11 protein-coding genes are annotated in these 12,245 nt (G+C 49.8%); 2 read left to right on the top strand and 9 right to left on the bottom strand.

The annotated features are described in order from the left end of the window. Positions 1-74: 74 nt before the first annotated feature. Together OHJ21_RS22130 and OHJ21_RS22125 are read right to left on the bottom strand one after the other, a co-directional pair. Positions 75-2,093, bottom strand: coding sequence for a bifunctional diguanylate cyclase/phosphodiesterase (locus tag OHJ21_RS22130; protein WP_486021163.1), 2,019 nt, complete (start codon positions 2,091-2,093; stop codon positions 75-77). Positions 2,094-2,455: 362 nt separating this feature from the next. Next, complete coding sequence (locus OHJ21_RS22125; protein WP_100539780.1) at positions 2,456-2,794, bottom strand: winged helix-turn-helix transcriptional regulator; 339 nt, start codon at positions 2,792-2,794, stop codon at positions 2,456-2,458. 178 nt (positions 2,795-2,972) lie between these two features. On the opposite strand from OHJ21_RS22125, the gene OHJ21_RS22120 reads away from it, so the two are divergent. Then, positions 2,973-3,977: a hypothetical protein gene (locus OHJ21_RS22120; RefSeq protein ID WP_486021161.1), complete on the top strand. Its 1,005-nt coding sequence runs from the start codon at positions 2,973-2,975 to the stop codon at positions 3,975-3,977. Beyond that, entirely contained in the window at positions 3,974-4,558 is a 585-nt protein-coding gene (locus OHJ21_RS22115) for an NAD(P)H oxidoreductase (protein ID WP_486021160.1), read from the top strand. Before OHJ21_RS22120 ends, OHJ21_RS22115 begins: the two co-directional genes overlap by 4 nt. 252 nt (positions 4,559-4,810) lie before the next feature. Here the strand turns inward: OHJ21_RS22115 and OHJ21_RS22110 are convergent, their stop codons facing one another. The 7 genes from OHJ21_RS22110 to OHJ21_RS22080 all read right to left on the bottom strand — a co-directional run bounded on the left by OHJ21_RS22110 (position 4,811) and on the right by OHJ21_RS22080 (position 12,121). Further along, entirely contained in the window at positions 4,811-5,230 is a 420-nt protein-coding gene (locus OHJ21_RS22110; RefSeq protein WP_486021158.1) for an OsmC family protein, read from the bottom strand. Positions 5,231-5,260: 30 nt separating this feature from the next. Then, positions 5,261-6,262 (bottom strand): ABC transporter ATP-binding protein, encoded by a 1,002-nt coding sequence (locus tag OHJ21_RS22105; RefSeq protein WP_486021157.1) that lies wholly within the window; start codon positions 6,260-6,262, stop codon positions 5,261-5,263. Next, the gene (locus tag OHJ21_RS22100; RefSeq protein ID WP_486021156.1) at positions 6,246-7,268 is read right to left on the bottom strand and encodes an ABC transporter ATP-binding protein; all 1,023 of its coding nucleotides are present in this window, start codon (positions 7,266-7,268) and stop codon (positions 6,246-6,248) included. Before OHJ21_RS22100 ends, OHJ21_RS22105 begins: the two co-directional genes overlap by 17 nt. A 22-nt stretch (positions 7,269-7,290) precedes the next feature. Continuing rightward, complete coding sequence (locus tag OHJ21_RS22095) at positions 7,291-8,196, bottom strand: ABC transporter permease (protein WP_326111621.1); 906 nt, start codon at positions 8,194-8,196, stop codon at positions 7,291-7,293. 15 nt (positions 8,197-8,211) lie between these two features. Beyond that, complete coding sequence (locus OHJ21_RS22090; RefSeq protein ID WP_486021155.1) at positions 8,212-9,162, bottom strand: ABC transporter permease; 951 nt, start codon at positions 9,160-9,162, stop codon at positions 8,212-8,214. 99 nt (positions 9,163-9,261) lie between these two features. Further along, positions 9,262-10,860: an ABC transporter substrate-binding protein gene (locus OHJ21_RS22085; RefSeq protein WP_486021154.1), complete on the bottom strand. Its 1,599-nt coding sequence runs from the start codon at positions 10,858-10,860 to the stop codon at positions 9,262-9,264. 310 nt (positions 10,861-11,170) lie between these two features. Next, complete coding sequence (locus OHJ21_RS22080) at positions 11,171-12,121, bottom strand: phosphotransferase enzyme family protein (RefSeq protein ID WP_486021153.1); 951 nt, start codon at positions 12,119-12,121, stop codon at positions 11,171-11,173. Positions 12,122-12,245: the final 124 nt, after the last annotated feature.

Genomic DNA, 12,245 nt, shown 5'->3' with positions numbered 1-12,245 from the left:
GTCTCCAATCACAACATAACGGACACCTCAGGGTGCCCGTTATTCGTATGATCTGTATCTATTCCTTCTACTTTTCATCGAAGGGTCACGATCTCTTCGTTCTTGTGTTCTTGGTCGTACATCCAGACCTTAATCTCATTGATATCCATCGGCTTTCCGTAATAATAACCCTGCATGACATGGCAGCCAAGTCCGGTCAAAAAGTCGATATGCTCCTTGTTCTCTACACCTTCCGCAATGACATCCAAATTCAAATTCTCTGCCATAAGAACGATGGCGTTGACGATGGCGCGTTTGCTGGGCGTGTCCAAATCATTGGTGAACTGGCGGTCCAGCTTTAAAGCATCAATCGGAATCCGGTCGAGGAGCCCAATCGAGGAATAACCGGTTCCGAAATCATCCATGGAGACCTTGACCCCCAAGGACCTGATATTCCCAAGCTGGCGGATAATATCATTCACATCGTGCAGCACCATGGACTCTGCTATCTCCAGCTCTAACAAGCGAGGTTCCAGATTCGCCTTGTCCAGCACGTTTTGAATAAGCTCCAGCAGATTGTCGCCATGAAATAAACGAATCGATAAATTCACCGAGACGGGCTGGACGATTCCTCTCTCCTGCCACACCTTGCACTGTTTGCATGCTTCCTCAAGCGTCCATCGGGTCATCGGTATAATCAGCCCCGTCTCTTCCGCAATCGGTATGAATTCAAGCGGGGATACCACGCCTAATCGGGGATGCTTCCAGCGGAGCAGCGCCTCAAATCCGACCAAGCGATCGCTCTGCACATTCCATTTCGGCTGATATGCAATGAAGAATTCCTTCAATTCAAGCGCTCGCTGCAGGTCCTTCTCCAATTCCATTTTACGAACCTCTTGAAGACCCATCTCCTCGTCATAGAGGCATTGCTGATTCTTGCCCAGCCCCTTCGCTTTATACATGGCGGTGTCCGCATTCTTCAGCAGCGTCGTACGGTCAGAGCTATGGACAGAACCGATGCTGATTCCGATGCTTGCCGTCACATACAGCTCGTTACCGTCGATATGGTAGACGTTTTTTATTTTTTGGAGTATATCGTCTGCTAAGCGCTGGGCATAATTGGGGTCGCTTCGCTTTAAAATAATCAGAAATTCGTCCCCGCCGATCCGGAATACCTGCTGGCCGCTTCCAATGAATTGACGCAGTCGCTTACCCACCTCCTGGACCAGCATATCCCCAACATTATGACCCAGCGTATCGTTGATCGCCTTAAATTGGTCCAAATCCAGAAACAGGATCGTAATTTTTTCCGTCTCGGCATTCGTCTCAAAGAATCGGTTCATTTCATTGCGGTTAGGCAATCCCGTGATGGTATCCTGATAGGCCAGCTTTTCCAGCACATGCCGGTCAAAGAACATCGCCCCCCAGGAAATCAGCAGGATGACAAAAATCGTGACCGTCACACCACACAGAAGCAGAAAATCGACAGACTGCGGCTGCTGCGTGATCATACCGGCATGAGCCTCAAACCGTGCAGCTTTCATGCCGGTATAATGCATCCCGCATACGGCAAATCCCATGACAACCGCCGAGCCCCACTTGAGAAAGCTGGACTTGGGATGATTCCGAAAGCGGAGAAACAATAATAAAGCCGCATAGGAAGCCACCAATGCTATGATGGCGGACAGTACCCAAAGGCCGGGATCATAACTGATCTCAGCATGTATGACCATGGCTTCCATTCCCATGTAATGCATGATGACAATGCCGCTTCCCATAATGAAGCCGCCAATGGCGATTTTGGACCAGTTAATATTTTTGGGCATCGTAATATAAAACGCGATGAAGGAGGAAACCACGCTGGCTAACATCGACATGATGGTCAGAAAGACATCGTACCTCACATTCATATTCATGTGCATGGCCAGCATGCCGACAAAATGCATGGACCAAACGCCGCTTCCCATGACCATAGCGCCGCCGAATAGCCAAAAAAACTTGGATTTGCCGTTCGCCTCCGAAATTTTGGATGTAATATTTAAAGCCGAGTATGAAGCAAGTATCGCAATCGCAATTGAAAGCCCAACAATATAATAGTTATAATTGCCGTCCATCTGAGCTGTGCACACCCCTTTTGTGAGTAATTCTTAAGTCCTATGAAGATCATACGTTTCCTAGCGGATAACGTTTCTATTAATTCACGGTGACTCGCCCCTGTGCATGCCAGGAAAAAGCAATCCTTATTTCTCGGCCTCCCTAGTCCTGCACTTCTCCATATTATATCTATAGTAACTATTCAATTTCTCGACAAACAAAGAAAGGTGCGAATGCGCCCGGATTTTAATGAGTCTAAAGAACTAATTATTCTACGGAGTTCAGGGCTATTCCTCTATCCTATGGAAAATATGGAGCGACAATTTTAAAAATAAAAAGCTACGGACCCTTATTAGGTCAGCAGCTTTTATTTTGTCTGTCCTCAAGGTGTAATGACCTTCGATTTTCCATTCAAGTACTTCTCGCCCCATTCACAGATTTGATCAAGGATCGGTTGTAGTGAAACGCCCAATTCACTCAGCTCGTAGACGACCTTAGGCGGCACTTGATTAAAGACCGTTCGCGTGATAATCCCATCCTCCTCCAGCTCCCGCAGCGTCTGCGTTAACATTTTCTGCGTAATATCCGGCATCTGCTTCTTAATTTCACTCGTTCGCTTGGGGCCATAACTTAAGTGGCACAGCACAATGACCTTCCACTTGCCGCCGATGACATCCATGGTCGCCTCAGACGGAATATTGTATTGTCGCTCCCCATTCATAAGAACTTCTCTCCTTTTCGAACGGAAGTGGCATCGGACTGATAACAGGCACTTTGGGGTACTAATGATACTTTTAGGTACCTATAGAACAATTAAGTGCGTACTTCCTTTCCGTCATTATATGTTACATAATCCCCTTATACCAGTACTTCAGTATGGAAATTGGAGGTGAAATGGCATGCAGCGTATTTACATTGCCGGAGGTTATGGCGTAATCGGAAGTGCTGTTGCCCGGCATATCCGAAAGATCAATCAAGATGCCGAGATTATACTCGCCGGAAGACATCCCGAGAAGGGGAGCTTATTAGTGCAAGAGCTGGGGAACGCCCGTACCGCTTTTTTAGATATCCGCCAGGGTCAGTCTCCAGCGGAGCTGGATCAAGTCGACCTTATCGTTTCTACCATTCAGGATCCGGCCGACCTCCTCATTCAAGAGGCCCTTGCAAAAGGAACTGCACATATCGGGATTACGAAGCTTGCCGACGAACTGACGCCTATTCTATTCGCCATGCAAAACCATCCCCCTCAAGCGCCGATTGTGCCTTTGGGGCATTCGCAAGCGGGGATCCTGACCTTGGTTGCGTATCAGGAGGCGAAGTCTTTCCGAAGCATCCAATCGATCGGTTTGACTGGTCACTATGATGAACGCGATCCGATGGGGCCTATGACGCTCGAGGAAACCGAAGGGTTTATCAGCCGTGCTCTCCTCCGGGAAAACGGGATATGGAAATGGGTTGAGGCTGCGAAGTATCCGAGAAGCATAAGTCTTTCAAACGGTTCCCGGGTAGAAGGCCATCCCATGAGTTTATTGGATGTTCCAAGCCTCGGGGCTGTTACGGGAGCGCCTAATATTCGATTCGACTTCGCCATTCATGACTCTATAGGAACACAGGCTGGAGGCAAGGCCTCCCAAGACCTCTACATTGATCTTGAAGGTGTTCTTCTTGACGGCCGTTCCACGAAACGGAGAATCGCGTTGACCGATCCGAAAGGACAGGCGCATTTTACGGCCCTCGGGATTCTCCTTTCCATTGAGCGAATTCTGGGCTGGGACGGCTCACCTCCTGCTTCCGGAGGCTTCTATCTACCGGAAACGTTGGTTCCTCTTGAAACTGCAATGAAACGTATTGAACAATTCGGCATTCAAATTCGAAGAGAAGAAAGAGACGGTGAACCTTCATGAAGGTATTAACGGTTGTTACGCATCCACGCGAAAATTCCTTTACTTTTGCAGTTACCGAAAAGTTTATACAGGGGCTTCGGGACTCCGGGCATGAAGCGGGAATTCTGGATCTTCACCGCATCGGTTTCAATCCAGTCCTGTGGGAGGCAGACGAACCCGATTGGTCTGATCCTAACAAACGGTATTCTCCTGAGGTTGAGGCCGAAATCGCACGAATGAAGGAGTACGACGCGCTGGCCTATATCTTCCCGGTGTGGTGGTACGGAACCCCGGCCATGCTGAAAGGGTATATCGATCGTGTCTGGAATCATGGCTTTGCTTACGGCGGCGGATCAAAGCTTCATCACCAACAGGTGTTATGGCTGGCGCTCGCGGGAGCTTCGGAAGACCATTTTGCCAAGCGGGGCTATGATCAGATGTTATCCCTTTCCCTCAATATCGGGATGGCCGACTACTCCGGAATCAAAAATTCCCGTGTGGAATTCTTCTATGATACGTTAGAAGGCAGACCGGAGCATATGGAGAGTTTGCTCGAACGAGCTTATCAGCTGGGATTGCATTATGCGGATTCTGGTGCATGATGCATTCTGGGCAATTCATCCCGAACGTATTACTACATCGCCCTCGAATCTGATGATGGAGACCGGAAGGTATTCCCCGATGCCAAAGGCGTAACTAAACGCCATACGGCATACGGTGAAAATAGATGCAGCATGTACACATAATAGTGCATTCACGGTCCCTGAAGAACACAACAGCCTTAGTCCGCTTATGAATCCTGGACTAAGGCTGTTGTTGGATTGGCTTGAAAAATTAACACAAAAGTTTATCCATTACGCATTGCTGCTCGTTTCGATGGGTTCATTCACTTCGATCAGTTCAACAACGGCCTCGCTCTTCAGCGTATTGCCGATCGTGCAGGCGCGCTCTACAACAGATTTCAGCTTCTCCTTGTACGCTGCCTCCAGGGTTGGCGGCAGTGTGACATGGACGTTGAAATGCGAGAACTTATTGCTTTTATCCTCTGCCTTTACCGATGACACTTCGATATGAATGGAAGACTTATCGTAATCCACGCCGTCGTAAGCCATTATTTTTTGGAGCGAGATGGATACGCACAGCGCCAGGGACGCTTCCAGCAGCTCTCTCGGAGACAGGCCGCCCTCCAGATTCGGGCCATGGTTTCCTGCGATCTGAAACCCAGCTTCATTGAATATTTGATCCTGGCCCTCTATCATTTTTAACGTTGTCATGTTCTAGCCTCTTTTCTTTTAGTCTTCGTTTCAGGATGAACGGCTCTCATCAACCAGATGACAAGCTACCTTTTGGCTCTGCCGAACTTCTCTTAAAGCCGGAACTTCTGCCTTGCATACATCCGTTGCATAGGGACAGCGCGTATGAAAAACACAACCGCTTGGCGGCGATAAGGGGGACGGGATTTCCCCCCGCAACATGATCCGTTCCTTTAATCGGCTGCGGGTAAAGTCAGGTACCGCCGAGAACAGTGCCTTCGTATAGGGATGCAATGGCTCATGGAACAAATCGTCCGTCAAAGCCTCCTCCATTATTTTTCCGAGATACATAATGCCGATCCGATCGGAAATATAACGAACCACGCTGATATCATGCGTAATAAATAATAGCGTTAATTTCAATTCCCGCTGCAGGTGCTTGAGCATATTCAAAATTTGCGACTGAATGGAGACATCCAGTGCCGAGACCGGCTCGTCGCATACGATAATCTTCGGATTCATAATAAGCGCGCGCGCCAAGCCTAAACGCTGGCGTTGACCACCTGAGAATTCATGGGGAAAACGGAAATAATGCTCCGGCTGCAGGCCCACGGTTTTCAAGATGTGAAAGACTTTTTCCTGACGCTCTGCCTTGTCACCCATTTTATGAATAATCAGGGGTTCCTCCAGAATCCGGCCGATTCTCTTCCTCGGGTTAAGTGAGGAGAACGGATCTTGAAAAACAAGCTGTACGTCCCTGCGGAAGTTCCGCATTTCCTCCCTCGACATCGCAGCCAAATCCCGGTCCCGGTATAGAACCTGACCTTGGCTTGCTGGGGTTAATCCTAAGATCGTACGCCCCGTGGTGGTTTTACCGGAACCGGATTCTCCAACAAGACCGTACGTTTCTCCCTCTCTTAATTGAAAGGAAACATCCGTTACGGCTTTCACATATCCCTTGGCGCCCCATAACTTACCGAAAGATCCGTACACCGGAAACTGCTTGTGGAGGGAGCTTACTTTTAAAATCGAATGATCAGATGCTTGTTCCAACGGTTGTCTCCCTCCCTTCCTGCTCGGATATAGCCTCGTAATGCCAGCACTTCACTCGATGGTCTGTATGGGCCGTTCGCATCGGCGGCTCCGAGGTACGGCATAACTCATCGGCATAGGGACATCGTGTAGAAAAACCGCAGCCCTGAGGAATATCCGTGAGTGAGGGCACCGTTCCCTCAATGACATGAAGCGGATCCCTCCTGTCTCCTTCCAGCTTGGGGATCGATTGAATCAGTCCCTGCGTATAGGGATGCAGCGGCGTGTGAAACAAGCGCTCCGTAGGGGCTTCCTCCACGATTTGTCCTAAGTACATCACCTTCACACCCGTACAAATTTCCGATACGACACCCAGATCATGCGTTATGAACAGCACGCCCATGCCCATTTTGCGGTTCAAGTCTGCAATGAGCTCCAGAATCTGCGCTTGAATCGTTACGTCGAGCGCGGTTGTCGGTTCATCCGCAATCAAAAGGTTGGGCTCACAGGAAAGCGCCATGGCAATCATGGCACGCTGCTGCATTCCTCCCGACAGCTGATGAGGATATTCATCCACTCTCACTTCCGGAGATGGAATACCCGTCATCCGCAGAATCTCAATGGCTTGCTGACGGGCCTCTTTCTTGGACTTCTTCTGATGGAGGCGTATAGCTTCACCGATTTGATTGCCAATCGTATATACGGGACTTAGGGAGGTAAGCGGGTCCTGAAAAACCATGGAGATTTTGTCGCCCCGGACCGCCCGCAATTTAGAATGCGGGAGAGACAGCAGGTCCTGCTTCTCAAACAGAATCTCTCCCTCGTACTCGATCGCATCCGTATGGTCCAGCAGCCTCATGATCGATTGGGACATTACGCTTTTTCCGCTGCCGGATTCCCCGACAATGCCGATGATGTCGCCTTTATTCATGGAAAAACTGACTCCGTTGACGGCCGTCACTTTCCCCCGCTCGGTATGAAAATGCGTTTTTAGATTGTTCACTTCCAATAGAGGCTCGTTATTCATGAAAGTACCTCCAGCTTTATATTCATGACTTTCTCAACTTTTGCTTCACGCGGGGATCCAGCAAATCACGCAGCCCGTCGCCCAGCAAATTTAAGCTCAGGACAGACAGAACAAGCGTTGCTCCTGGAAATACAACCATCCACCATGCCTTGTAAATAACAAGCTTGCTCGCCTGCAGAATATTCCCCCAGCTGGCTTCAGGCGCAGGAATACCCGCTCCGAGAAAGCTTAGCGCGGCCTCGGAAATAATGGCTTCGGCAAACACGAAGGTAGCCTGCACCAGTAGCGGAGATAGCGTATTGGGCACGATGTGCTGCCATATGATGCGCGTGGAGCTTGCCCCCTGGACATGCATCGCTTCGATGTAGGTTTGCTCGCGCACCACCAGCGCGGCCGAGCGAACGACCCGGGCGATATTCGGCGTGAACACGATAGTTAGCGCCGTGATGACATTGATGGCGGATGCGCCGAGCGCAGCCATCAAGGCAATAGCTAGCAAGATGCCCGGAATCGCAATCAATCCGTCACAGATGCGCATGAGAATATGATCCAATGTTTTGTAGTACGTGGCATAGACGCCGATCACGAGCCCCAGAGCGGAGGACAGCAGCGCAACCGCCAGTCCTACGCTAATCGATACCCTGGCGCCGTAGAGAAGCCTGGTTAACAAATCCCGTCCGAATTCGTCGGTACCCAGCCAATGCTCGGCTCCTGGCGGCATCAAACGTTCCACAACCTTCATGTCATACGGACCGTAGTTGGTGAAGAGCGGTCCGATCAGAGCCAGAATCACCAATAAAATAAAAATGGTCGCTCCGATCAAAAGCCCATAGTTCGACCTCAGTCGGCGATATCCTAGTGCACGCTGCTCCTTTTTCAGCTTTTTACTGACCTGAGCGACGTATTCTTTTTCCTGAACAGTTGCCATCCAATCACACCTCTTTTATTTGCGTTCCAAACGAACACGCGGATCAACCGCTCCATAAAGCAAGTCGATGATTAAGTTGATGGTGACGTACATAAGCGTAACGACAAGCACCACGCCTTGGATCACCGCGAAGTCCCTTCTGGCAATGGAATTCAAGATCAATTGACCCAATCCGGGAATATTGAATATCGCCTCCACGACCACAGCCCCTGTCACCAACGTGCCAAACGTTTGTCCAATGACGGTCAGAATGGGCAGAAACGCGCTCCGAAACGCATGTTTGAACAGCACCTTCATTTCATGCAAGCCTTTGGATCTGGCTGTCTTGATGAAATTCAAATTCAGCACTTCCAGCATGGACGAACGGGTCATCCGCGTAATCAGGGCTGCCTGTATGGTCCCGAGGGAAATGCCGGGAAGAATCAGATACTTCATATGTTCCCAGAGCCCGCTGCTCAGCGGTTCATATCCAGCCACTGGCAGCCACTGCAGCTTGACGCCAACAAACAGCATAAGGAACAATCCCAGCAAAAAACTAGGTAAAGCCATGCCCAGCAAGGATATCCCCATCAGCGTATAATCTGCGATGGACCCTCGCTTGTAAGCAGCGATAATCCCGAAGGGAATCGCCAGTATAATTGCGATAACCTGTGCCAGAATGGCCAGCGATAGCGTGGGGGTTACATGCTCCGCAATCGCTTCGCTGACCGGCTGATTCATGAAGATCGAATCCCCAAGATCCCCCTTGAACACGTTGGCTACCCAGCTCGTATATTGTTCGAGCATGGGGCGGTCCAAACCCAGGTCCTGATTCAGCTGCTGTATTTCCTCCTGCGACGCCTCCATGCCCAATATGGCCGCCGCCGGATCCCCTGGCGTAATGTGGATGATCAGAAAAATAGCGATGGTGACAACGGCCAGTACAGGAATCAACGACAAAAGTCTTTTCGTAATATAAGCCAGCACGGCAAACCCCTCATTTGTACATGGTCTATGAATCCAATTTCAAAAAAGGAAGGTGTTATCGAAGTTACTCCGGTAACTTGTAACACCCTCCATATACGCTTACTTCGCTACTTTGGCATTCCAAACCACCGGTGCTTCGAACAACTCGAAGCCTTCAAGCTTCTTCGTTGTGGCGACGACGCCATTATAATGGCCGATGACGGTGGAGGAAGCAAATTCGTAAAGGAAGCCCTGCAGCTTCTCCCATTCCTGCTTGGCGGCTTCCGGCGTAGCTGCGCCGCGAATATCAATCAATGCCTGCTTGACCGTTTCATTATCAAGACCGGCCCAATCCGGATTGACGGCCAGCAGCTGCGGCGGCGTAATCTGGTAACCCGTACTGGCAACAAATATGTCCCACTTGGAGCGGTCGTTCTTCGTTTCCAGGAATGTCGGGAAATCGAAGTTCTCCACTTTTACGTTCATGCCGATCTGACGAAGCTGCTCCTGAATGACCAATGTCGCGGTGTACATCTCATTGTAGTCCTTGGTCGTCAGCAGCGTGATTTCTTCACCGTTATACCCTGCTTCTTGCAGCAGCAGTTTGGCCTTCTCCGGGTTGGACTGGTTGTAATACTCCGCTCCGGCTTCGGTTGACCATTGGACCTGGTTCGTATTCAGGTAACCCGGTGCCAGGGAGTATAAATCCGGCTTGGCGAAGCTCGCCAACATGATCTCCTCATTATTAAACGCGGCGAGAATGGCCTGTCGGATCTTAACGTCCTTTAACAATCCTTCGCTGGTATTGAAAAATGCCGTCAGGGCACCGCCAGGGAACGAGAGCAAATTGATATTGTTGTCGGCGGCAAGCTCATCATAGCTTTCGATCGGAATGCTGTCCGCCACATCGTACTGTCCGGTCTTCACGCCAGCAATGCGCGTGGAGTGGTCGGTGACAAAATGAAAGTACAGATTCTGGGTAGGAGCTTCTTTTCGCCCGTCAAATCCGCTTGGCTCCGTATCCGCCACCTGATGATAATCTTCATTACGCACCAAGTGTATGTACTGATCCTGCTTCCATTCCTGGAATTTATAAGGTCCTGTACCGATGTACTCCTTGATTCCGTCAGCCGGCGCTGCGTCAACAATCTCTTTCGGCATGATGGAAGGGAACTGCGCTTGCGATGCAATAAGAATCAACACGTCGGATGTAGGCGCCTCTACAGTCAGCTTCACGGTATACGTATCGACGGCCTCAAATTTAGCATTCGTCAGCAGCACCTTCGCACGGGACGAAGTCACCAGCCAGCGGTTCATCGAGGCTACAACATCCTCGGACGTCATCTCTTTCCCGTTGTGAAACTTCACGCCTTGGCGAAGGGCGAACGTATACGTTAAACCATCCTCACTTCGTTCGACAGACTCTGCCAGAGCCGGTACGGGCTCATAGTTTGCATTCAGCGTGTAGAGCTGTTCGAAGATGTTGCCTGCCGTATCCAACGCGACCGCCGATACCGTCAAGGCCGTATCCAACGTAGGCGGCTGTGCCGTAAGTGCAATGTTCAGCTCGTCTTTGTACTCTTGTTGTTCGGCTTGCTTCTCACTTCCTTTGTCTTCGGCTGCGCTCTCTGCCGCCTGGTCGGAACCATTGCCGCATGCCGCGATCAACATCATCAGCACGATTGACGATAAGAGTAAACCTAACTTTCTGGCTTTCATTGTAATCCCCCCATGTAGTAGACATATGCATATGAAATGTATGCATCATGCTCTGTCAAAAACTTGTGAAACGAACGCACCCCTAAAATCTAAGTTATCTGGTAGGTTTAATAAGTTATGCACATACTAATAGATTCGCTATTTGCTGTCAATGCAATAATTGATCGTGCTTGAATTAATTTCCTGTTTCGAGTAATTCATGATTTCATCCTTGGTTTAGGCGACCTTCTTCTTCGGCTGAATACGCTGCGGCAGACCCTTACGTCAACTAAAAAAAGCCCTGGTTCCGACATGAACCAAGGCTTTCCGTTTATTCAATTGCTGGGAAACTTCGCAAAATCTTTTCCTTGCGTCCCCTCATATACCATTGTCCCCACGGATGGAGTTTATCGAGCTTCCCTCCACAGGCATGGAATAGCTTAATATAACGCCCCATTTCTCGCAGCTTCATGAAATACGGGATTTCTCGAAACCACTGTTCCTCCAGATGATGCTCCAGACGGTATCCTTCCAGAAACGGGGTCAGAAACGGACCCGGCTCCACATCCGCCCCTTCGGTTAAACCCGAGAAAAACGCGGCGACCGCAATATCATCGATGAACCATGAATATCGGCTGGCATCAAAATCAATCAAGCATAACGAATCCTCATAGACAAAAAAATTGCCGTAATGAAAATCCGCATGGATCAGTCCATAAGCGTCCACAGCAATCGGAAGCTCCGATATATAATGGAGCAATGCCTCATAACGACGGGTGATCCCTTTCTCGGTTAGCGGCAAATCGATATGCCGAACTTTCTCCGCCTCATCCGACCAATCAGGCCGTTTTGTAACGGGATCCAGATGGGTATACCCTCTGGTGATGCGATGCATGCAGCCCATGAATTGGCCCATTCGCCTGTATAAGCGCTCATCGGCATCGTTCTCTCCGACCGGACGCCCCTTGGCCTCCTCGTAACAAACTGCCGTATATTCACGGTCCTCCATCCGGATTCGCTCCGCAAGGTTTCCGGCCGCCGAATGGAGCGGCCTCGAAACGCAGACTCCCTTACTTCCGAGAAACTCGACCCACTGCACCTCGCCCTCAATTTTTACATACGGTTTGTGGGACTCATCCGTTATGCGCACATAAACGATCTTGGCACCAAGTTGATAAGAACGGATAAGGCTGTGTTCGGAAACATGCGTCTGTACCTTATCCTTCTCCAAGAGTCCGAACTTGCTTGCAGCGACGGCCATAAGTTCGTTTCGTTGTTCCAATTGCAGCGCCTCCCTTCAATACGGATGATCAAACGTTTCACTGATCATTGATTTCTGCATTGGATAGCCGGCTCCTGCATTTAACCACTATAATAAGGGAGGAAAACTACGGCTCTTCTCCTGT

Source organism: Virgibacillus sp. LDC1 (assembly GCF_025792345.1).
In the GTDB taxonomy this organism is placed as follows: Bacteria; Bacillota; Bacilli; order Paenibacillales; family Paenibacillaceae; genus Paenibacillus_AQ; species Paenibacillus_AQ lautus.
Note: the sequence above shows the minus strand (reverse complement) of the source record. Positions and strands in the feature narration are given on the sequence as shown.